Below are 20,729 nucleotides of genomic sequence, written 5' to 3' on the forward strand. Positions count from 1 at the left end.
GCCGCAGGGGCTTGATTGATCAAGCCCCTCTGCACGGAGGTCGCCGCACATGTCCGCGCACACCCTCACCGTCCGCCAGATACTCGACCTGGACCGCATCGCCGCCGGCCAACCGGAGGTGGTCGCCGGGGTCGAGCACCTCGACCGCGCCGTGCGGTGGGTGCACGTCGCCGAGGCCGCGGACGTGGGGGTGATGCTCAGCGGCGGCGAGATGATCCTCACCACGGGCGTCCTGCTCGCGGACGACGAGCGGCTGCAGGCCGAGTACATCGACTCCCTGCACCGCGCGGAGGCCGCCGCCCTCGTCCTGGGGCTCGGCCGCGCGTTCCCGTCCTCCCCGGAGGGCATGCGGCGCGCCGCCGAACGGCACGGGTTGCCCATGGTGGTGCTGCACCGCCCGTTCCCCTTCGCCGAGTTGACGGAGGAGGTGCAGTCCCGGCTCGTACGGAGGAAGTTCGCCGCCGTCAGCCTCTCCGAGGGCATCCGCACGGCGCTGAACGCGCTCATCACGTCCGGCGCCCCGCTGCAGGCCCTGCTCGACGAGATCGCCGCGCACAGCGGCTGTCCCGTCGTCCTCGCCAACCTCGCGCACCGCGTCCTCGCCACGGCCGGCGAACACCCTGCCGTGGACGACGTGTTGCGCGACTGGGGCCGCATCGCGCGGCAGCCCGGCGGGATCGACGGGGAGGGCTGGATCCGCGCGGAGCTCGGCGGCCGCGGCGAACGCTGGGGCTCCGTCGTGCTGTGCGGGTACCGCGGCGACGGCGCGTCCGGGCGGCTGCTCGCGGACCGGGCGGCGGAGGCCCTGGTCCTGCACCATCTGCTGTCCGGGTCCGGGCCGAGCTGGGAGGAGCAGTCGGCCCGCTGTCTGCTCGCCGATCTGCTCGCGGGCGGCGCCCCGGCCCGCCTGCTTCCCCGCGCCCGCGCGGCGGGACTCCCGGTGAACCGCCGCACCTTCCTCCCTCTCGTCGTACGCGACACATCATCGGCTCAACTCGACCGGCTCCTGCGCCTCTTGGGTCTCACCGGCCTCGTGGCGGAACTCGCCGAGCGCTCCACCGCCGTCCTCCTCAGCCTCGCCCGCGACCAGGCGCCCGCCGCCCTCGCCGCGCACTTCGCGGACCGGCTGCGCGCGGAGAGCGGCGACGCGCGGGCCCTCGTCGCGGCGGGCCCCGCCCGCGCCGCCTGGGACGACGTGCCGGAGGCGCTGCGCGAGGCGCTGCACGTCGCCGACGCCGCCACCGGTGCGCCGCCCGGCCTCCCGCCGGTGGTCCGCATGGGTGACGTACGGCTGCGCGGCCTCGTACGGCAGTTGCGCGACGATCCCCGCGTACAGGCCTTCTCGGAACGGGAGTTGGACGCCATCCTGGCCTCGGAGGACGCCGCCGAGCTCCTCCCGGTCCTGCGCGCCCACCTCACCACCGGCCGCAACAAGTCCCGCACCGCCCAGCTCACCCATATGAGCCGCCCGGCCCTCTACCGCCGCCTGGAGTCCATCGAGAAGCTGCTCGGCGTCGACCTCGACGACTTCGAGCAGGCCGCGTCCGTCCATCTGGCCCTGCTCGCGCACGACGCGCAGTCGGGGCCGTGACACGGTGCAACGCCCGCGGCCCCGCGCGTGACACGCTGCGACTCGGCCGGCGGGCGCACGCCCCCTACCGTCTGAGCCAGCACCGCCCGAGCCATCGAAGAACCTTGGAGGTCCCGATGAGCCCCGTGATCCGCGCCGCGATCTTCCAGACCGCATGGACCGGCGACAAAGAGTCCATGATCAAGGTGCATGAGCAGGCGGTCCGCGACGCCGCCGCCCAGGGCGCCCAGGTCCTCTGCTTCCAGGAGCTGTTCTACGGCCCCTACTTCTGCCAGGTACAGGACGCGAAGTTCTACGAGTACGCCGAGTCCGTGCCGGACGGCCCGGTCGTCCAGCGCTTCCAGGCCCTCGCCCGCGAGCACGGCATCGTCCTCGTCCTGCCCGTGTACGAGGAGGAGCAGCCCGGCGTCCTCTACAACACGGCCGCCGTGATCGACGCCGACGGCAGCTATCTCGGCAAGTACCGCAAGACGCACATCCCGCAGGTCAAGGGCTTCTGGGAGAAGTTCTACTTCCGCCCGGGCAACAGCGGCTGGCCGGTCTTCGACACCGCCGTCGGCAAGATCGGCGTCTACATCTGCTACGACCGGCACTTCCCGGAGGGCTGGCGCGCGCTCGGCCTCGAAGGCGCCCAGATCGTCTTCAACCCGTCGGCGACTTCGCGAGGTCTGTCCCGCTACCTGTGGCAGCTGGAGCAGCCGGCGGCGGCCGTCGCCAACGAGTACTTCGTCGGCGCCATCAACCGCGTCGGCGTCGAGGAGTACGGCGACAACGACTTCTACGGCACGTCGTACTTCGTCGACCCCGAGGGCCAGTTCGTGGGCGAGGTCGCCGACGACAAGGCGCCCGAGCTCGTCGTCCGCGAGCTCGACCTGGCGAAGCTGCGCGAGGTCCGCGACCGCTGGCAGTTCTACCGCGACCGCAACCCGCAGGCGTACGAGCCGCTGACCCGTCCGTAACCACCCGTACCTCTGGAGGAGCACATGAGCGCCGTCCGTACGGTCGTCCGCGGCGGACTCGTCGTCACCGCCGCCGACGAGATGCACGCCGACGTCCTCATCGAGGACGGCCGTGTCGTGGCCCTCGCGGCCACGGGAAGCGACACCGCCGCGTCCTGGACGGACGCGCGCACCATCGACGCCGCGCAGAAGTACGTCATCCCCGGCGGCGTCGACGGACACACCCACATGGAGATGCCCTTCGGCGGCACCTACGCCGCCGACACCTTCGAGACCGGCACACGGGCCGCGGCCTGGGGCGGCACCACGACCATCGTCGACTTCGCCATCCAGACGGTCGGCCGCTCCCTGCGCGAGGGCCTCGACGCCTGGTACGCCAAGGCGGACGGCCAGTGCGCCATCGACTACGGCTTCCACATGATCGTCTCCGACGTCCACGACGAGACGCTCAAGGAGATGGACCTCCTCGTGGGGGAGGGGGTGACGTCCTTCAAGCAGTTCATGGCGTACCCGGGCGTCTTCTACTCCGACGACGGGCAGATCCTGCGGGCGATGCAGCGGGCCGGTGAGAACGGCGGCCTGATCATGATGCACGCGGAGAACGGCATCGCGATCGACGTCCTGGTCGAGCAGGCCCTCGCCCGCGGCGAGACCGATCCGCGCTTCCACGGCGAGGTCCGCAAGTCCCTCCTGGAGTCGGAGGCGACGCACCGCGCGATCAAGCTGGCGCAGGTGGCGGGCGCGCCGCTGTACGTGGTGCACGTGTCGGCGCAGGAGGCGCTCGCGGAGCTGGCGCGCGCCCGCGACGAGGGCCTGCCGGTGTTCGGCGAGACCTGTCCGCAGTATCTGTTCCTGTCGACGGACAACCTCGCGGAGCCGGACTTCGGGGGTGCGAAGTACGTGTGCAGCACGCCGCTGCGGCCGAAGGAGCACCAGGCGGCGCTCTGGCGTGGCCTGCGCACGAACGACCTCCAGGTCGTCTCCACCGACCACTGCCCGTTCTGCTTCAGCGGGCAGAAGGAACTGGGCCGCGGCGACTTCTCGAAGATCCCGAACGGCATGCCGGGCGTCGAGAACCGGATGGACCTGCTGCACCAGGCCGTGGTCGACGGTCACATCTCGCGTCGCCGCTGGATCGAGATCGCCTGCGCCTCGCCGGCGCGGATGTTCGGCCTATACCCGAAGAAGGGCACGATCGCGCCGGGCGCGGATGCGGACATCGTGATCTACGATCCGGCCGCCGAGCAGACGATCTCCGCCGACACCCACCACATGAACGTCGACTACTCGGCGTACGAGGGGAAGCGCATCACGGGTCGGGTGGAGACGGTGCTGTCGCGGGGCGAACCGGTGATCAGCGAGCGGAAGTTCACGGGGCGTGCGGGGCACGGTGTGTACATGCCGCGGGGGACCTGCCAGTACCTGTCCTGACAGGGGGCGGCGTCACGTGAGGCGGACGCCGTGCCGTGCCAGATAGGCGACCGGGTTCACGTCCGAGCCGTACCCGCGGCGCGCACGGATCTCGAGGTGGAGGTGTGGGCCGGTGGCGCGTCCTGTGCTGCCGCTGTCCGCGATGCGCATGCCAGGGGTGACCCGGGCCCCCGGGCGGGTCCGGATGCGGCTGAGGTGTCCGTAGACGGCGTAGCGACCGTCCGACATCCGGATGGTCACCGCCTTGCCGTAGTCGCCCGACCGCTTGGCCAGCACGACGGTGCCCGCGCGGACGGCGAAGACCGGCGTCCCCTCGGGCACCGCGAGGTCGATCCCCGTGTGGTGCCCCGCCTGCCAGTTGCCGCGCACTCCGTAGCGGGCGGAGACGCGGTAGCGCCGATGGAGGGGCATGGCGGCGGGCCGGGGCGGCCCCATGGGAACAGGGGAGTGGGCGGCGGCGTCGGGCGCCAGGCACGTGGTGAGCGCACCGCCGATCAGGGCTGTGGACAGGCCGAGGACGCGACGCCGTGTGAAGTCCGCGGCCGGTGTGCTGTGCTCGTGAGAAGCCATGACCGACAGGTCACCCTCGCTGGGGACCGCCCGCATCTCCGCGGGAACCATACAGGTGAGCGGGTGCCGCTAACGGGCGATGCGCTCCGTTCGTGTGTGGCGGTACGCGTGCCGGTAGTCGGAGGTCTCCGGGTCCACGGTGTACGCGTCGGTGACCACGCGGTCGGCGTTGATCGAGAGCATCATGAAGCCGAGGGTGTCGTAGGCCGCCCAGAACTCCGTGTTGTCGGCCTGGTTGCCCTTCCCGCCGGTCTTCGCGGCCGCGCCGCAGACGATCTGCTGGGTGCCGTGGTGGTCGGCGCCGGTGTCCAGGATCTGGAGCGTGTGGTCGTGGCCGGAGAGGATGAACTCGGCCTTGCCGCAGACCACTTCCTCGTACAGTTCCTTGACGTGCTTCCCGCTCATGTAGTCGCCGCAGGTGACACCCTCGTACGCGCCCGCGTTGCCGTGCGCGCCGTTGTTGCGCAGCGGGTGGTGGGCGAAGACGAACTTCCAGCGGGCGCGGGAGGCGGCGAGTGCGTCGGCCAGCCAGGCGCGCTGCTTGTGGGCGAAGGGGCCGTCCCAGTGGTACTCGGGGTCGGTCTGCAGGACGTACGAGGAGAGTGGCGTCGTGTCGATGGCGAAGAACTCGGCGACGGGGGCCTGTTGGGGGACGGCCACGCGGTAGTGGCGGTCGGGCATGTTCCAGCGGGCCGAGTGCCGGTGGTAGGCGATCTCGTGGTCGCCGCGGGAGGGGCGGCCACCGCTGCCGGGGATGATGCCGCTGGTGTCGTGGTTGCCGAGCACCATCAGCCAGGGGACGTCGATGCCCTTGTTGGGCTCCTCGAACTTGGTGGTGAACTCGTCGTCCAGGTCGTCCTCGGGGCCGTTCTCGTAGATGTTGTCGCCGAGCCCGATCGCGAGGTCGACACCGCGCTTCGCGCACAGCTTGCGTGCGGCGGCCGCGACGGCGAACTGGTCGGGCGTGCCGGTGCCGGCGTCGCCCGTGATCAGCACGTTCAGCTCGGCCTTGTCCGGCATGGGGAACTTGGCCACGCCGTTCTCGGCCGCCAGCGCCTGCCGGCCGAACGCGCCGAGGGCGACGGCGGTGCCGACGCCGCCGACCCCCGCGAGCATCGCGCGCCTGCTGATTGCCTGCGACTGCATCCTGTGTCTCCGTCTCCGGGGGCCGGACGGGCTGGGAAGGTGCAGTGAATCCCGGTGGCACCGCGAGGGCCAGGTTACTGACCGGTTACTTACGTCACACTCGCTGGTTACCGAATGGTAACTCCGCGTAGGCTCCTCCGAGTTTTGCCTGCTCCACAACGACTGTTGCCCCCAACGACAGAGAGGATCCCCGTCCGGATGAGCGCCGTACGCAGACGCCGCAGGACACTGCTTCCGCTGGCCCTGGCCTTCGTCACCGCCGCCCTGGGAACCGCGGGCTCCGCGGCCGCCGCCCAGGGTGCCGCACCCGCCGAGGAGTCCGGCCATCAGCGCCCCACCTGGGCCATCGCCCACCGGGTCCTCACCACTCAGGGGGTGACCGCGGCTCTCCGGGACGGCGCCAACGCGCTGGAGATCGACGCCACGGCCTGGAAGGAAGGCTGGTGGGCGGATCACGACGGCACGCTCACCAGCTACGGCGACACGATGGCCGCCATGTTCGACCAGGTCGCGAAGGAGCACCGGACGGGGCGTCAAGTGTCGTTCGTCTGGCTGGACATGAAGAACCCCGACTGGTGCGGGAGCAGCGACCCGGACAGGAAGCAGTGCTCCGCGGCCGCCCTGCGGGACCTGGCCCGCGCCAAGCTGGAGAGCCAGGGCATCCGGGTGCTCTACGGCTTCTACGGGACCGAGGGCGGCAGCGGCTGGAAGGACGTGACGGGCAGCCTGAACAGCAAGGAAGGCGTCGCCTACAGCGGCACCTACGCGGACGTCCGGGACGGCTACGCCGAGCACGGGGCGGCCGTCGCGCGGAACCAGCGGGTGATGGACGACGGCCTGTTCGACATGGCGCTCAAGTTCGGTGGCATCCGCGAGGAGCTGCAGGCCGGCGGCCGGGCCCGGGACCGCGGAGAGCTCGCCGGCACGGTCGGCTGGACCGTGGGCACCGGCGACCGGGAGCGCGCTGAAACCCTGCTCTCCGACTCGGCCGACGGCGCCGCCGTGGACTCCCTGATCTACGGCAACCGGATGTCCTGCTACCCCGACGGCGTCAGCGGCCCGAAGGGCTGCGGAACGAACGGCAGCGGCGCGCGGGAGGCCCTCTCGTACATCCAGAACTACGTCAAGGCCCACCCGAACACCCGCCGGATGGCCACCGGCCAGGACGTCCCCTTCGGTAGCTGAGAGGGCAACCGCCGTCAGGGCTTCGTCAGTGTCACCTGGTCGGGCTGCGCCGAAGGGGCGGCCTCGGACGACGCGATCACGTCGGAGCGGCGCGTGCCGCGGTCCATGAAGCCGCCCGCGAAGGCCAGGGCGAGGCCCGCGACGGCGAGGGCCGCCCCCACCAGGGCGGGGGAGGTCCAGCCCCAGCCCGCGGAGATGGCCAGGCCGCCGAGCCAGGCGCCGCCCGCGTTGGCGAGGTTGAAGGCCGAGTGGTTGGAGGCGGCCGCCATGGTCGGCGCCGCCTCCGCCTTGGCCATCAGGAGCATCTGCACGGGCGTCGTGATCAGGGAGCCGAGGGCGCCGACGAGGGTGATGACGATGAGCGCGGGCACCGTGCTGTGGACCGCGAAGTAGAACACCACGAGCGCCGCCGCGAGCAGCGCGAGGCCCGCGTACAGCGTGGGCCGCAGCGCCCGGTCGGTGAGCGGGCCCGCGACCAGCGTGCCCAGCGTCATGCCGACGCCGTACAGCGCGAGGACCAGGGTCGTCGAGGAGTCGGAGATGCCCGTGACGTTCGTCAGCATCGGCACCAGGTAGCTGTAGACGGCGAAGAAGCCGCCGAAGCCGACCACGGCCGTGGCGAGGCCGATGAGCACCTGCCGGTTGCCCATCGCCCGCAGCTCGTGCCGGATGCCGGCGCCCTCGCCGCGCGGCTGGTGCGGCACGAAGAGGGCGAGCGCCGCGAGGGCGACACCGCCGATGACGGCGACCGCCCAGTAGGCGGAGCGCCAGCCCAGGTGCTGGCCGAGGGCCGTGCTCGCGGGGACGCCGACGATGTTGGCGACGGTCAGGCCGAGGAACATCTTCGAGACGGCGCGCGCGGCCCGGTCGGGCGTGACGAGCCGGGACGCGACGACGGCGCCCACACCGAACAGCGCGCCGTGCGGCAGACCCGCGAGGAAGCGCGCCGCGAAGAGCAGGCCGAAGTTCGGGGCGAGCGCGGACGCGACGTTGCCGACCACGAACAGGCCGGACAGGAGCAGCAGCAGCTTCTTGTGCGGGATGCGCGCGCCGATGCCCGTCAGGACGGGCGCGCCGACGACGACACCGAGCGCGTACGCCGAGACGAGATTGCCGGCGTGCGGCACCGACACGTCGATGCCGTCGGCGATCTGGGGCAGCAGCCCCATCGTGGCGAACTCGGTGGTGCCGATGCCGAACGCGACAACAGCCAGGGCCAACAGGGCCAGCGGCATGGTGCAGGAAGCCTTTCGAAGAACGGGAGGAGGCCGATCCCTGGGGCAGGAACCGGCCGACAACCCGTGCAGCAGCGGGACGGACCCGCGCATTCCGCGTTCGCCCCGCGCGCCCCCGTGACCTCCGTCACCCCGTGCGGCGCCTCCGGGCGCCGTCGGTCTTGATCCTTGAGGGCGGGCGTACGAAGGTGGGGCGGCGGGCACGTCGGGGAACGGCCCCGTCGTGCGCCGAGGCGCAGGGAGGACCAGCATGCGGCGCGACCACTGGACCCGACAGATCCGGCGGCTCGATCCCGACGAGGACTTCCAGGAGATCTACCGGATCAGCGCCACCTACGAGTTCCCCTGGGACACCATGCAGGCCCTCGGGTTCGCCCTCTACCGCACGTACGCCGTGCCGAGCATCGGCAAACTCCTGGGCCACACGGGCGAGTTCACCCGGCGCACGCAGAAGCGGTACGACGACACGGCGCTCATCCTCGACGCCGTCGGCGAGCACGGCATGGACACGGGGGAGGGGCGCGAGGCGATCCGCCGGATGAACCAGATGCACCGCGCCTACGACATCCCCAACGACGACTTCCGCTACGTCCTGTCGACCTTCGTCGTCGTCCCCAAGCGCTGGATGGACGACTACGCGTGGCGCCCGTACTCGCCGCACGAGATCCGGGCGACCACGAACTACTACCGGGCGCTCGGCCGGCGCATGAACATCCAGGACATCCCCGAGACGTACGAGGACTTCGAGCGCCTCATGGACGACTACGAGCGGCGCCACTTCGGGTTCGACGCGGGCGGCCACGCCGTGTCGGAGGCGACCCTCGACCTGATGGCCTCCTGGTACCCGGGGCCGCTCGGCGCCGCGGTGCGCCGGGCCTCCGTGTGCCTGATGGACGCGCCGCTGCGGGCCGCGTTCGGCTACCAGGACCCGAACGCGGCCGTCGAGCGGGTGGTGCGCGGCGGGCTCAGGCTGCGCGGCCGCTTCGTCAGCCTCCTGCCGGCGCGGCGCACCCCGCTCCTCGGCCGGCAGAGTCCCAACATCCGCGGCTATCCGAACGGCTACCGCGTGGGCGACCTCGGCACCTTCCCCGGGAGGGAGAGCGAGCGGAGCGCCGGCTGACGGATCCTGGACGCGCGTAGAACTCATCCGGCGGACCCCTTGCCAAGCCTCCCCGGGAAGTCCACGATTGTGCCTTTCAATGGCGGCTCGGCACTTGGCACTCGGCACAAGACACGAGGGGCTCCCCATGGATTTCGGACTCGTCCTGCAGACCGACCCGCCCGCCTCCGCGGTCGTGGACCTCATGAAACGCGCGGAGGCCTCCGGCTTCACATACGGGTGGACGTTCGACTCCGCCGTGCTGTGGCAGGAGCCGTTCGTCATCTACAGCCGGATCCTCGCGGAGACCGAGCGGCTGACCGTCGGCCCGATGGTCACCAACCCGGGCACCCGCACCTGGGAGGTCACCGCCTCGACCTTCGCGACGCTCAACGACATGTACGGCAACCGCACGGTGTGCGGCATCGGGCGCGGCGACTCCGCGATGCGGGTGGCCGGACGCAAGCCGAACACCCTCGCTCGGATCAGCGATGCGATGAAGGTGATCCGCGCGCTGGCCCGCGGCGACGAGGCCGACCTCGGCGGCGGCTCCGTCGTCCGCTTCCCCTGGGTGCGCGAGGGCGCCGAACTCCCCGTGTGGATGGCGGCGTACGGCCCGAAGGCGCTCAAGATGGCCGGCGAGGAGGCCGACGGGTTCATCCTCCAGCTCGCCGACCCGTTCCTCACCGAGTGGATGGTCAAGGCGGTGCGGGACGCGGCGAAGGCGGCCGGCCGCGACCCCGCCGCGGTGAAGATCTGCGTCGCCGCGCCCGCGTACGTGACCGAGGACGACTCGCCGGAGGCGCTCGCCCACGCCCGCGAGCAGTGCCGCTGGTTCGGCGGCATGGTCGGCAACCACGTCGCCGACCTCGTGGCCAAGTACGGCGCCCACTCCGGCATGGTCCCGGACGCACTGACGGAGTACATCAAGGCGCGCGAGGGGTACGACTACGCGCACCACGGCCGCTCCGGGAACCCGGACACGGCGTTCGTGCCCGACGAGATCGTCGACCGCTTCTGTCTGCTCGGCCCGACCGCCGCACACCTCGAACGGCTGGGCGCACTGCGGGAGTTGGGCGTCGACCAGTTCGCCGTGTACGCGATGCACGACGCGAAGGAGGCGGTGATCGAGGCGTACGGCAGGGACGTGATCCCCGCGCTGCACGCCTGACAGGACCGGTGCGCTGATTCCGTCTCCCTGAGCAGAACGGACTGCCCATGACCGACACCGCCCCGAGAGCACCCGTGCCCGCGGTGGAGCTCGCCGCCGACGCCTATCCGGCCGGCAGCCGCTACGCCAATGAGGATCTGCGCCCCGTCCCGCTCGCCGACCGCCGCTGGACCACGTACAACTTCGTGGCCCTGTGGATCGGGATGGCGCACTGCATCCCCTCGTGGACGCTCGCGTCCGGACTCGTCGCCCTCGGCATGGACTGGAAGCAGGCCGTCCTCACCATCGCCCTGGCGAACGTCATCGTCCTGCTCCCCATGCTGCTCACCGGGCACGCGGGGCCCAAGTACGGCATACCCTTCCCGGTCCTCGCGCGGGCCGGCTTCGGTGTGCGCGGCGCGAATCTGCCCGCGATGGTGCGGGCCGCGGTGGCCTGCTGCTGGTTCGGCATCCAGACCTGGATCGGCGGCCAGGGCATCTTCGTCCTCCTCGGGAAGATCTTCGGAGGCTGGACGGGAGCGGCCGAGGTCGGCGGCTATCCGTGGACCCTCTGGCTCTGTTTCTTCGTCTTCTGGATCCTCGAACTCGCCATCATCTACCGGGGGATGGAGACGCTGCGCCGCTTCGAGAACTGGGCGGCGCCGTTCGTGCTCGTCGGCGCGGTGGTGCTGCTGATCTGGATCGCGAACAAGGCGGGCGGCTTCGGTCCGTTGCTGCACGAGCCGTCGAAGGTCGGCTGGGGCCCGGACTTCTGGAAGGTCTTCTTCCCCGGCCTGATGGGCATGATCGGCTTCTGGTCCACGCTGTCGCTGAACATCCCGGACTTCACCCGCTTCGGCAAGGGCCAGCGGGCGCAGGTCTGGGGCCAGACGATGGGGTTGCCGACCACCATGACCCTGTTCGCGCTGATGTCCGTCCTGGTGACGGCCGGTTCGGAGAAGGTGTACGGGGCGCCGATCTGGGACCCGGTGGCGCTGGCGGGCAAGACGGACAACGTGTTCGGGCTGCTCTTCGCGCTGATCACGGTGTTCGTGGCGACGATCTCCGTCAATGTCGCGGCCAACGTGGTCTCGCCCGCGTACGACCTGGCGAACCTGGCCCCGAAGCTGATCAGCTTCCGCACGGGCGCGGTCATCACGGGCGTGGTGGGCGTCCTCGTCATGCCGTGGAAGCTGACGTCGACGCCCGAGCTGTACATCTTCACGTGGCTCGGGGTGGTCGGCGGGCTGCTCGGCACGGTCGCGGGCATCCTGATCGCCGACTACTGGATCGTGCGGCGCACGGTGCTGCACCTCGCTGATCTGTATGTGCGGGACGGGCGTTACTGGTATCGCGGCGGCTGGAACTGGCGCGCCGTTCTCGCCTTCGCGGTCGGCGGCGTCCTCGCCGTCGGTGGCTCGTACTCGACGCTGAACGCGAAGGGCGAGAAGGCGGGCCCGTTCCCCGTGGACGGCCTGATCCCCTTCCTCAAACCGCTGGCCGACTACGGCTGGGCGGTGGGGCTTGCGGCGTCACTCGTCCTCTACACGGTGCTCATGCTGGGGGAGCGCAGGTCTCAGTAGGCGACGGGCCACCCCGAGCTCCAGTCGAGCAGGTTGACGCCGAGCTTCGGGGTGCCGTTGTCCTGGCCGTCGTAGTAGTGGTAGACGATCAGGTCCCCGTCGACGTCGTGCATGATCGACTGGCCGCCGGGACCGATGTACCGGCCGTGCGACTCCAGGACGGGCGTGCCGCCGTTGTTCGTCATGGCGACGCCGTTCTTGTCGTAGTACGGCCCGGTGACACTGGTGGCGCGGCCGACCTTGACCTTGTACGTGGAGGAGGTGCCGGCGCAGCAGGTGTCGTACGAGGCGAACAGGTAGTAGTAGCTGCCGTGCTTGACGACGTACGGCGCCTCGACGGCTTTGGTGCCGGTCGGGCGTGCGGCCAGTGAGTAGCGCTTGGTGTTCGTGGCGAGCTGCTTGCCGGTCGACGGGTCGATCTGGATCATCTTGATGCCGGACCACCAACTCCCGAACGACAGCCACCACTTGCCGTCGCCGTCGACGAACAGGTTCGGGTCGATCGCGTTGTAGTCGCTGGACGTGGTGGAGGTGTAGACGGTGCCGTAGTCCGTCCACGAGCCCGGCTCGCCCGTCGTGGAACCGGCCAGGCCGATCGCCGACTTGTTGGAGCCGAAGGTCGAAACGGCGTAGTACATCAGGTACTTGCCGCCGTGGTACGAGATGTCGGGTGCCCAGGCCTCCGTCGCGTAGGAGGACCACCAGGAGGGCTTGGTGGTGAAGGCGTCGCGGCCCGCGGTGAAGGCGGTCCGGTCGGTCGACGAGCGCTCGGCGAGGCCGCCGCCCGTCGCGTAGAGCAGGTACTTGCCCGCCGAGGTGCGGATCATCGTGGGGTCGTGGACGACGGTGGCGCCGGTGACCGTGCCCGGGTTCGGGTAGGCCGAGGCGGTCGAGGGGATCAGCGCCAGCAGGGCGGCGGCGGGGAGGGCGAGTAACGCGGTTCTTCGTGAAGCGCGCGGCATGGGGGCTCCTTCGCGTCGATGGGGCACACGTGTCCGGTATTTCGGACGGTGGTCGTGTGTCCGGACGGGAACGTAGAGTCGAAGCGCTTGCGCGTCAATGAATCGCGCACCCTTCCCCCGATTTGCTTTCTGTGACCCGTCTCCCATTGACGGATCACCCTCCCATCGGGTTTGGTATACCAAACTGGAGATGCGGGCGCTGTGCGCGCTCTGTGCGCTCGGCCCGCAAATGCCCGAATCGGGCGGCGAGTTGGTCCGTGAGGAATCGGTGTTTTCTTCGCGTACACCTCTTGATTACCGCAAAACCGGCCCGTAGCGTCTTCCCGCCAAGAGGAAACCAGATTCCTCATCGCGGAAATTGTGGACATCCCCCAGGAGCGCGTCATGACTGCCGTGCACGAACAGACCCCCACCGCCGGTGTCGACGGGCCCGCCCGCACCAGTCCGGGTCTCTACAGTCCCGATCTGGCCCCCACCAAGAAGGAGGGGCGCCGCTGGGGCGCGTACAACGTCTTCACGCTGTGGGGCAACGACGTGCACAGCCTCGGCAACTACGCGTTCGCCGTCGGCCTGTTCGCGCTCGGGCTCAGCGTCTGGCAGATCCTGATCGCCTTCGCCGTCGCCTCCCTGCTGCTCTTCGGGCTGCTCACGCTCTCCGGCTACATGGGCCAGAAGACGGGCGTCCCCTTCCCCGTGATGAGCCGGATCGCCTTCGGCATCCGCGGGGCGCAGATCCCCGCCGCGGTGCGCGGGGCAGTCGCCATCGCCTGGTTCGGCATCCAGACGTATCTCGCCGCCGTCGTGCTCGGCGCCGTGATCAAGAAGCTGGCGCCCGGCGCCGCCTCGCTCGACCACAACTCGATCCTGGGCCTGTCCACCCTCGGCTGGATCACCTTCCTGGTCCTGTGGGTCGTTCAGGTCGTGATCGTCAGCTACGGCATGGAGCTGATCCGCAAGTACATGGCCTTCGCCGCGCCCACCATCCTCATCACGATGTGCGCGCTCGCCGCCTGGATCTTCATCAAGGCGGACATGTCCATCGCGGTCTCCACCGGCTCCGCGCCCACCGGCTTCGACGCCTGGCGGCAGATCTTCGAGTCCGCCGCGCTGTGGGTCGTCATCTACGGCACGTTCGTCCTGAACTTCTGCGACTTCACCCGCTCCGCGAAGAGCCGCCGCGCCATCGTCGCGGGCAACCTGGTCGGCATCCCGCTCAACATGCTGTTCTTCGCCGGCATCGTCGTCGTGCTCTCCGGCGGGCAGTTCGCGATCAACGGGAAGGTCATCGCGGGCCCCGAGGACATCGTCGCGACCATCCCGAGCACCCCGCTGATGGTCCTCGCCTCGCTCGCCTTCATCGTCCTGACCATCGCGGTGAACCTGCTCGCCAACTTCGTCGCGCCCGTCTACGCGCTGGTCAACCTGTTCCCGCGCAAGCTCGACTTCCGCAAGGCCGGCATCGTCAGCGCCGTCATCGGCCTCGTCATCCTGCCGTGGAACCTCTACAACAGCCCGACCGTCGTGAACTACTTCCTCGGCGGGCTCGGCGCCCTGCTCGGCCCGGCCTTCGGCGTCGTCATGGCCGACTACTGGCTCGTCCGCAAGACCCGCGTCAACGTCCCGGACCTCTACACCGACGCCGCGGACGGCGACTACCACTACCGCTCCGGGTTCCACCTGCGGGCCGTCGCCGCGTTCGCCCCGTCCGCCGCCGTCGCGGTCGTGATCGCCCTCGTGCCCGCGTTCAAGGAGCTCTCCGGCTTCTCCTGGTTCATCGGCGCCGGCCTCGCCGCGCTGCTCTACGTTGTCCTCGCGGACCGCAGCCGTATCGCGAACGACAAGGACGGCGAGGAGATCGCGGTCCCGGCCGCCTGACTCCCGCTCCCGCACCACCCCGCAGCACAACAGAGCACAACAAGAAGAAAGCTGTAGCCCGCCATGCGCATTCTCGTCTGCAACGTCAACACCACCGAGGACATGACCGAGAGCATCGGTGCGCAGGCCAGGGCCGTGGCCTCGCCGGGCACCGAGATCGTGCCGCTCACCCCGGCGTTCGGCCCCGACTCCTGCGAGGGCAACTACGAGAGCTACCTGGCCGCGATCGCCGTCATGGAGACGGTCCGCGCGTACCCGGAGCCCTTCGACGCCGTCGTGCAGGCGGGCTACGGCGAGCACGGCCGCGAGGGCCTTCAGGAGCTCCTCGACGTACCGGTCGTCGACATCACCGAGGCCGCCGCGAGCACGGCGATGTACCTCGGCCACAAGTACTCCGTGGTCACCACGCTCGACCGGGCCGTGCCGCTCATCGAGGACCGCCTCAAGCTGGCCGGGCTCACCGACCGGCTCGCCTCCGTACGGGCCAGTGGCCTCGCCGTGCTGGACCTGGAGCGTGACCCGGACGCCGCCGTCAAGGCCATCGTCGAGCAGTCCGCGCGGGCCGTCGAGGAGGACCGGGCCGAGGTGATCTGCCTGGGCTGCGGCGGCATGGCGGGCCTCGTCGACGAGGTCAAGGCGCGCACGGGCGTGCCCGTCGTCGACGGCGTCGCCGCGGCCGTGACCGTGGCCGAGTCGCTGGTGCGGATGGGCCTGAGCACGTCGAAGGTGCGCACCTACGCGCCGCCGCGCCCCAAGACGTTCAAGAACTGGCCGCCGAGCCAGGGCTGAGTCAGGAGCCCTTTAGCCCTTGTCCGAGCCGAGCGAGGCCGCCGCGTCCCCGGCGGCCTTGCGGGCGCCCCTGATCACGGTGTCGTTCGACGGCGCGCCCTTCGACTCGAAGTCGCTGCCGTTGTAGGTGACGGTCAGCAGCATGTTCCCCGTGCGGACCGTCACGACGGACTCGCGGGTGTCCTGCTTGTCCTTCGTCGTGAGCGAGCTCGTCACGCGCGCCTCTTCCCCGAGGCCCTTGAGCGGGCTGGTCCGCTTCTCGCCGTTCCCGGCCGCGAACGCCTTCTTCGCCAGGTCGTCGGAGTCCTTCACCTCGAAGGAGACGTCGAGCCAGCGGTAGTCGTATCCCTTCAGGGCGCTCCAGGAGCAGCCGCGGCGGACCGACTCGTCGGTGGCCGACAGCTCCTTGCCCGCCGGCTTGGCATCGGGCACGAGGGACTTGACCGTCGAGGCGGGCAGCGCTTCACAGGGGGCCGGCGGCGTCGAATAGGTCTTCGAGGCCACGGTCTCGCCGGGTTCGTCGGGAGCCGAGGACGACTGTGGAGCGGATTCGGAGCCGTCCTTGCTCGCGGACTGCTCCGCCATGGGGCCCGAGTAGGCCCAGCCGGCGCAGGCGAGCACGGCGACGGGCAGCAGGCGTGCGGTCAGGGCGACCGGGAGCGGGAGAGAACGCACCGCGTACGTCCCTTACGTCAGGGGTGGGCGGGGGACGCCAGTCTCACATGAGTTGCTGTGTGCGGAAACCGCCACTTCCGTCACTGTGACATCACGCTGGGGCGTCGCCGCGGCGGGTCCGTGGGTTCGCGGGGGCGGACCGGTAGGATCCGCAAACGTTGTTGGAGGCTGCGGGCACCGGGTCCGCCGAGGTGGTTGGGGGTCGGCGTGGTAGCTGGTCGTGTGGTGCGCTTCGACGGAGCGCGCGGTTATGGGTTCATCGCGCCGGACGACGGCGGCGAGGACGTCTTCCTGCATGTGAACGACCTCCTGATCCCCGAGTCGTACATCCGCACGGGCCTCAAGGTCTCCTTCGACATCGAGGAGGGCGACCGCGGGCCCAAGGCCTCCTCGGTCCAGCTCGCCGAGGGCGCCTCGGCCCCCGCGCCCGGACGGCACGCGGCCGACGGCGACGACGTGCTCTGCGACGTGCTGCGCGTCGACGAGTTCACCAACGAGGTCACGGAGCTGCTGCTGCGCTCCGCCCCGTCCCTGACGGGAGAACAGATCCTGGCCATCCGCCGGGAGTTGGTGCAGAGCGGCCGCAAGCACGGCTGGGTGGACAGCTGATCACCACGGGCTCCGGGACACCTCGGCGGTGAGCACCGCCACCCCCGCGTCGACGAGGTCGGCCGCGAGCAGGAGCGGCTCGCCGGGGTCGGCCCCGGCCTGCAGCGCCCGCTCGCGCTGGGCGAGGGTGTGCAGCAGCAGGCCGATGAAGAAGTCCCACCGGTTCTCCCGTACGCGGCCCGGGAGTTCGGGCATGCAGCGCGTGATCCGGGAGTGCAGCCGCAGCAGGCCGCGCGTCCACGGGTGCGCCCGCAGATCGGTCGGCGCGATGCCCTCGACGTACATGGCGTTGACGACGAACCGCAGGAACCAGCTGGGCCGCTCCGGGTCCTCCAGGCGCTCGACCATCGGGCGCACCAACACCCCGGTGAGCGCCCGCAGTTCCTCGCCCCGGCCCTGCGCGTCGACCGCCTCCAACAGCTCCAGCTGACGCGCCGTGGTGACCGTGAGCCGCTCCTCGTAGATCGCGTCGATCAGGCCCCGCTTCGTGCCGAAGTGGTAGGCGACCGCGGACGTGTTGCGCTGGTCCGCCGCCGCGGCGATCTCCCGAAGTGACGTGGCGTGGATGCCCTGTTCGGCGAAGAGGCGCTCCGCCACGTCGATGAGGCGGCGTCGTGTTCCGGTCGCGTTCGTGTTCGCCTTCGAGTTCGCGTTCGTGTTCGCGGGGGCCATGGCGAGGAGTGTCGCGTGTCTTGCTTGTTTAACGCAAGCGCGTTAAGACGTTTCCGTGACCGACACGTCGCGCATCGAAGGCCGCAGCACCGCCGCGTACGTCCTGCGGCTCGTCCCGCTGATCCTGCTCACCGAGGTCGTCGCGCTCGAACTCTCCCTGGTCTACCCGGCGTTGCAGCACATGGCGGCCGAGTTCCGCACCCCGTCGATCGGCTGGACGCTCACCGTCGTGAGTCTCGTCGGAGTGGTGGCGCAGCCGCTGCTCGGCAAGGTCGCGGACGGGCACGGCAAGAAGCGGGTGATCGTGTGCGCGGCGGGCGCCTTCGCGGTCGGCTCGCTGGTGTGCGCCCTCGCGCCGAGCTTTCCCGTGTTCCTCGTGGGCCGGGCGGTGCAGGGCGTCGCCATGGTCATCGCCCCGGCCGCGTACGGGCTGATCCGCGACGTGTTCCCGGTGCGGATCGTGCCGGTGGCGATGGGCGCGATCACCACCGGCATCGGATTCAGCGTCATCGTGGGCCCGGTCGTCGGCGGGGCGCTCACGCAGGCCTTCGGCTTCCGGGCGATCTTCTGGTTCTGCCTGCTGTACGCGGTGGTGCTCACACCGCTCGTCGTCGCCACGTTCCCCGAGTCCGGGGTACGGCTGCGGCGGCGCGTGGACGTGGCCGGGGGACTGCTCTTCGGGTGCGGCGCCGCGGGCGTGCTGCTCGCGGTGGGGCAGGGCGGCCGGTGGGGGTGGGGCTCGGGCCGGCTGATCGCGGTGGCCGTGGGTGCGTGTGTGCTGCTCGCCCTGTTCGTGGTGTGCGAGCTGCATGCCGCGCATCCGCTGATCGACCTGCGGCTGCTCGCGGGGCCCGCGCTGCGCTGGACGCTGCTCGCCGCGTTCGGCGGCTCCGTGGGGATCGGCGGGCAGGCGCTCGCCCTGCCGCAGCTTGTGCAGACCCCGAAGGACACCGGGTTCGGGCTCGGGATGGCGCCGCTCGGCGTCGCCGTCTTCCTTGTCCCGCAAGGGTTGTTGAGCGCGGTGGGCGGTCCGCTCGGCGGGCTGCTCGCGCGGCGGCACGCGCCGCGCACCGGCCTCGTCGTCGCGCTCGGCTGCCTCGCCACGGGCGCGGCGCTCCTGTCGGTGCTGCACACGCAGGTGTGGCACATCCTGCTCGCGGCGGTGTTCGCGGGCGTCGGCTTCGGGTTCTTCTTCGTGTCCGTGTCGAACCTCGTCGTCGAGGCCGTGCCCGCGACACACACGGGTGTCGGCGCCGGAATGATGGGCGTCGCCAACAATCTCGGCAACGCCACGGGTGTGACGGTGCTCGGCGCCGTGCTCGCCCAGCACGTCCTCGAAGGTCCGGCGGCGGGCGACGAGATCCTCTACGCCGAGTCGGGCTACGTCGCCGCGTTCCTGGTGGCGGCGGGCTTCGCCGCGATGGCCCTGGCCGTCGCCGTCCTCATGCGGCACGGCCGGACCCCGGCGACAGGCGGCGTGGGCGCCGCCCCGCGCGCGACCAACTCCCTGGCGAACAAGGAAGGTTGACATGTCCCAACCTCACCGGCCCAACATCCTCCTCGTCGTCTCCGACCAGGAGCGCCAGCGCGACTGGCTGCCGGCCACGGTCGAACTCCCCTGGCGCGAGCGGCTGCTGGCCGAAGGCATGGAGTTCACGAACTACTGGACGCACTCCTCGCCCTGCTCGCCCTCTCGGGCCACGATGATGACCGGCCAGTACGTCACCCAGCACCAGGTCGCCGAGAACGTCATCTTCCCCTGGCAGCCGGAGCTCGACCCGGCCGTCACCACCATCGGCGGCGCGCTGCGCGGGGCCGGCTACCGGTCCTCGTACATCGGCAAGTGGCATCTGTCCCGCTCGGCGCGGCCCGACATGGAGGCGTACGGCTACGGGGACTGGGACGGCAACGACCACCACTTCATGGGCCTCGCGGGCACCGGCGTGCACTTCGACCCGGTCATCGCGGACAACGCCGCGCACTGGCTGCGCCGCAACGCCGACGCCCCCGACCCCTGGTTCCTGACTGTCGCGCTCGTCAATCCGCACGACGTGATGTGGTACCCGATCGACCAGCCGGAGTACCAGCGCGCGCACCCCCGCACGATGGAGTTCATCCGCCAGTTCCTCGACGGCGACTGGGGCGGCGGGCAGGCGATCCCGCCGTACGAGCGGGACTACGACGAGGTGTTCAGCGAGCTGCCCGCGAACTTCGACGACGATCTGCACACCAAGCCGGACACCCAGCGGCAGTGGCGCCACGACCAGCAGCACAGCCTGTACGGCCGCATCGACCCCGCCGACAAGGGCGCGTGGCTGCGCCAGCTCGACTACTACGCCCAGCTGCACCGCCTCGCCGACGAGTCCCTGGGCAAGGTCCTCGGCGCCCTGGAGGAGTCCGGCGGCTGGGACGACACGGTCGTCATCTTCACGTCCGACCACGGCGACATGTGCGGCGGCCACGGCCTGCGCTCCAAGGGGCCCTTCGTCTACGACGAGATCATGCGCGTGCCCTGCTACGTGAAGGCGCCGGGGGTCACCCGCCCCGGCACGGTCAGCGGCTCGCTCGCCTCGCACGTCGACCTCGCCTCGACGATCTGCGCGCTCGCTGGGGTGCCCGCGCCCGACTCGTTCCGCGGCGTGGACCTCACGCCCGTGTTCCGGGACCAGGCCGCCTCGGTGCGCGACTACGTGCTGTTCGCGCACGAGGCCACGCACACCCGCCGGATCCAGCAGACCCGGTACGCGGTGCGCGGCATGTTCGACGGCCGGTTCAAGTACGCCCGCTACTTCGGCGTCGGCGGCGGGCTCCCCGCCGACCTGGGCGAGCGGCCGGAGCCCTCGACGATGCTCTACGGCCCGGACGCCGACTTCGACGACAACGACCACGAGCTGTACGACCTCCAGGAGGATCCGGGCGAGCTGGTGAATCTCGCCATGGACCGGGCACGCCGGGCGGAGCTCCGGGAGCGGTTCGGGAAGCTGCGCGAAGTGGAAGGGGAGGAATTCGCTCCGCCGGCCTGACCGACGGGTCAGTGGGCGGGGCAATTTGTGGGCGTGGAATCCCTTTTGCCGCTCGGGGTTATCCAATCTTCACCAAGGGTTGTCCGGATCCCGGACAACCCCCTTGTGTGCGGACTGTATGCGAAATACGTTCTGCCGTATTCCTTGATCGCTCACCGATCGCCCACCCCTCATC

General features: G+C 70.5%; 18 protein-coding genes. 12 read left to right on the plus strand and 6 right to left on the minus strand.

Going from position 1 to position 20,729, the window contains the following annotated elements:
• Positions 1-49: 49 nt before the first annotated feature.
• The 3 genes from ACZ7L4_RS09080 to hydA all read left to right on the plus strand — a co-directional run bounded on the left by ACZ7L4_RS09080 (position 50) and on the right by hydA (position 3,981).
• Complete coding sequence (locus ACZ7L4_RS09080; protein ID WP_472101046.1) at positions 50-1,591, plus strand: PucR family transcriptional regulator; 1,542 nt, start codon at positions 50-52, stop codon at positions 1,589-1,591.
• Between the two features lie 116 nt (positions 1,592-1,707).
• Complete coding sequence (locus ACZ7L4_RS09085) at positions 1,708-2,550, plus strand: nitrilase-related carbon-nitrogen hydrolase (RefSeq protein WP_472101048.1); 843 nt, start codon at positions 1,708-1,710, stop codon at positions 2,548-2,550.
• A 24-nt stretch (positions 2,551-2,574) separates the two neighbouring features.
• Positions 2,575-3,981 carry a dihydropyrimidinase gene (gene hydA / locus ACZ7L4_RS09090; RefSeq protein WP_472101050.1) on the plus strand — a complete coding sequence of 469 codons (1,407 nt, stop codon included), beginning with the start codon at positions 2,575-2,577 and terminating at the stop codon, positions 3,979-3,981.
• 12 nt (positions 3,982-3,993) lie between these two features.
• Here the strand turns inward: hydA and ACZ7L4_RS09095 are convergent, their stop codons facing one another.
• On the minus strand, positions 3,994-4,551 hold the full coding sequence (locus tag ACZ7L4_RS09095; RefSeq protein ID WP_472101052.1) for a M23 family metallopeptidase: 558 nt from the start codon (positions 4,549-4,551) through the stop codon (positions 3,994-3,996).
• A 69-nt stretch (positions 4,552-4,620) separates the two neighbouring features.
• The gene (locus ACZ7L4_RS09100) at positions 4,621-5,697 is read right to left on the minus strand and encodes a metallophosphoesterase (protein WP_472101054.1); all 1,077 of its coding nucleotides are present in this window, start codon (positions 5,695-5,697) and stop codon (positions 4,621-4,623) included.
• Positions 5,698-5,895: 198 nt separating this feature from the next.
• On the opposite strand from ACZ7L4_RS09100, the gene ACZ7L4_RS09105 reads away from it, so the two are divergent.
• Positions 5,896-6,882 (plus strand): PI-PLC domain-containing protein, encoded by a 987-nt coding sequence (locus tag ACZ7L4_RS09105; RefSeq protein WP_472101056.1) that lies wholly within the window; start codon positions 5,896-5,898, stop codon positions 6,880-6,882.
• A 14-nt stretch (positions 6,883-6,896) separates the two neighbouring features.
• Here the strand turns inward: ACZ7L4_RS09105 and ACZ7L4_RS09110 are convergent, their stop codons facing one another.
• Complete coding sequence (locus ACZ7L4_RS09110; RefSeq protein ID WP_472101057.1) at positions 6,897-8,117, minus strand: MFS transporter; 1,221 nt, start codon at positions 8,115-8,117, stop codon at positions 6,897-6,899.
• 250 nt (positions 8,118-8,367) lie between these two features.
• On the opposite strand from ACZ7L4_RS09110, the gene ACZ7L4_RS09115 reads away from it, so the two are divergent.
• The 3 genes from ACZ7L4_RS09115 to ACZ7L4_RS09125 all read left to right on the plus strand — a co-directional run bounded on the left by ACZ7L4_RS09115 (position 8,368) and on the right by ACZ7L4_RS09125 (position 11,949).
• Positions 8,368-9,237 carry an oxygenase MpaB family protein gene (locus ACZ7L4_RS09115; protein WP_472101058.1) on the plus strand — a complete coding sequence of 290 codons (870 nt, stop codon included), beginning with the start codon at positions 8,368-8,370 and terminating at the stop codon, positions 9,235-9,237.
• Positions 9,238-9,364: 127 nt separating this feature from the next.
• Positions 9,365-10,387 carry a TIGR03842 family LLM class F420-dependent oxidoreductase gene (locus ACZ7L4_RS09120; protein WP_472101059.1) on the plus strand — a complete coding sequence of 341 codons (1,023 nt, stop codon included), beginning with the start codon at positions 9,365-9,367 and terminating at the stop codon, positions 10,385-10,387.
• Positions 10,388-10,434: 47 nt separating this feature from the next.
• On the plus strand, positions 10,435-11,949 hold the full coding sequence (locus ACZ7L4_RS09125) for an NCS1 family nucleobase:cation symporter-1 (protein WP_472101061.1): 1,515 nt from the start codon (positions 10,435-10,437) through the stop codon (positions 11,947-11,949).
• On the opposite strand, the gene ACZ7L4_RS09130 is transcribed toward ACZ7L4_RS09125, so the two are convergent.
• Positions 11,943-12,911 (minus strand): arabinan endo-1,5-alpha-L-arabinosidase, encoded by a 969-nt coding sequence (locus ACZ7L4_RS09130; RefSeq protein ID WP_472101063.1) that lies wholly within the window; start codon positions 12,909-12,911, stop codon positions 11,943-11,945. The genes ACZ7L4_RS09125 and ACZ7L4_RS09130 overlap by 7 nt on opposite strands.
• A gap of 384 nt (positions 12,912-13,295) precedes the next feature.
• Here ACZ7L4_RS09130 and ACZ7L4_RS09135 point away from each other — a divergent pair, with 384 nt between their 5' ends.
• On the plus strand, positions 13,296-14,786 hold the full coding sequence (locus ACZ7L4_RS09135; protein ID WP_472101064.1) for an NCS1 family nucleobase:cation symporter-1: 1,491 nt from the start codon (positions 13,296-13,298) through the stop codon (positions 14,784-14,786).
• A 63-nt stretch (positions 14,787-14,849) separates the two neighbouring features.
• Complete coding sequence (locus ACZ7L4_RS09140) at positions 14,850-15,575, plus strand: aspartate/glutamate racemase family protein (protein ID WP_472101066.1); 726 nt, start codon at positions 14,850-14,852, stop codon at positions 15,573-15,575.
• Positions 15,576-15,587: 12 nt separating this feature from the next.
• Here the strand turns inward: ACZ7L4_RS09140 and ACZ7L4_RS09145 are convergent, their stop codons facing one another.
• A complete protein-coding gene (locus tag ACZ7L4_RS09145; RefSeq protein WP_472101068.1) occupies positions 15,588-16,250 on the minus strand; it encodes a hypothetical protein in 663 nt (220 codons plus the stop codon).
• 207 nt (positions 16,251-16,457) lie between these two features.
• On the opposite strand from ACZ7L4_RS09145, the gene ACZ7L4_RS09150 reads away from it, so the two are divergent.
• A complete protein-coding gene (locus ACZ7L4_RS09150) occupies positions 16,458-16,859 on the plus strand; it encodes a cold-shock protein (RefSeq protein ID WP_472101070.1) in 402 nt (133 codons plus the stop codon).
• Here the strand turns inward: ACZ7L4_RS09150 and ACZ7L4_RS09155 are convergent, their stop codons facing one another.
• Positions 16,860-17,531: a TetR/AcrR family transcriptional regulator gene (locus tag ACZ7L4_RS09155; protein WP_472101071.1), complete on the minus strand. Its 672-nt coding sequence runs from the start codon at positions 17,529-17,531 to the stop codon at positions 16,860-16,862.
• A gap of 55 nt (positions 17,532-17,586) precedes the next feature.
• On the opposite strand from ACZ7L4_RS09155, the gene ACZ7L4_RS09160 reads away from it, so the two are divergent.
• Positions 17,587-19,059 (plus strand): MFS transporter, encoded by a 1,473-nt coding sequence (locus tag ACZ7L4_RS09160; RefSeq protein ID WP_472101073.1) that lies wholly within the window; start codon positions 17,587-17,589, stop codon positions 19,057-19,059.
• Position 19,060: 1 nt separating this feature from the next.
• Positions 19,061-20,554: a sulfatase-like hydrolase/transferase gene (locus tag ACZ7L4_RS09165; protein ID WP_472101075.1), complete on the plus strand. Its 1,494-nt coding sequence runs from the start codon at positions 19,061-19,063 to the stop codon at positions 20,552-20,554.
• Positions 20,555-20,729: the final 175 nt, after the last annotated feature.

It is taken from the genome of Streptomyces sp. NPDC107575 (assembly GCF_055657265.1).

Bases quoted from the DNA above. Each gene is read 5' to 3' on its own strand.
- ACZ7L4_RS09080 (WP_472101046.1), top strand. From the start codon at position 50: ATGTCCGCGCACACCCTCACCGTCCGCCAGATACTCGACCTGGACCGC.
- ACZ7L4_RS09085 (WP_472101048.1), top strand. From the start codon at position 1,708: ATGAGCCCCGTGATCCGCGCCGCGATCTTCCAGACCGCATGGACCGGC.
- hydA (WP_472101050.1), top strand. From the start codon at position 2,575: ATGAGCGCCGTCCGTACGGTCGTCCGCGGCGGACTCGTCGTCACCGCC.
- ACZ7L4_RS09095 (WP_472101052.1), bottom strand. From the start codon at position 4,551: ATGGCTTCTCACGAGCACAGCACACCGGCCGCGGACTTCACACGGCGT.
- ACZ7L4_RS09100 (WP_472101054.1), bottom strand. From the start codon at position 5,697: ATGCAGTCGCAGGCAATCAGCAGGCGCGCGATGCTCGCGGGGGTCGGC.
- ACZ7L4_RS09105 (WP_472101056.1), top strand. From the start codon at position 5,896: ATGAGCGCCGTACGCAGACGCCGCAGGACACTGCTTCCGCTGGCCCTG.
- ACZ7L4_RS09110 (WP_472101057.1), bottom strand. From the start codon at position 8,117: ATGCCGCTGGCCCTGTTGGCCCTGGCTGTTGTCGCGTTCGGCATCGGC.
- ACZ7L4_RS09115 (WP_472101058.1), top strand. From the start codon at position 8,368: ATGCGGCGCGACCACTGGACCCGACAGATCCGGCGGCTCGATCCCGAC.
- ACZ7L4_RS09120 (WP_472101059.1), top strand. From the start codon at position 9,365: ATGGATTTCGGACTCGTCCTGCAGACCGACCCGCCCGCCTCCGCGGTC.
- ACZ7L4_RS09125 (WP_472101061.1), top strand. From the start codon at position 10,435: ATGACCGACACCGCCCCGAGAGCACCCGTGCCCGCGGTGGAGCTCGCC.
- ACZ7L4_RS09130 (WP_472101063.1), bottom strand. From the start codon at position 12,911: ATGCCGCGCGCTTCACGAAGAACCGCGTTACTCGCCCTCCCCGCCGCC.
- ACZ7L4_RS09135 (WP_472101064.1), top strand. From the start codon at position 13,296: ATGACTGCCGTGCACGAACAGACCCCCACCGCCGGTGTCGACGGGCCC.
- ACZ7L4_RS09140 (WP_472101066.1), top strand. From the start codon at position 14,850: ATGCGCATTCTCGTCTGCAACGTCAACACCACCGAGGACATGACCGAG.
- ACZ7L4_RS09155 (WP_472101071.1), bottom strand. From the start codon at position 17,531: ATGGCCCCCGCGAACACGAACGCGAACTCGAAGGCGAACACGAACGCG.
- ACZ7L4_RS09165 (WP_472101075.1), top strand. From the start codon at position 19,061: ATGTCCCAACCTCACCGGCCCAACATCCTCCTCGTCGTCTCCGACCAG.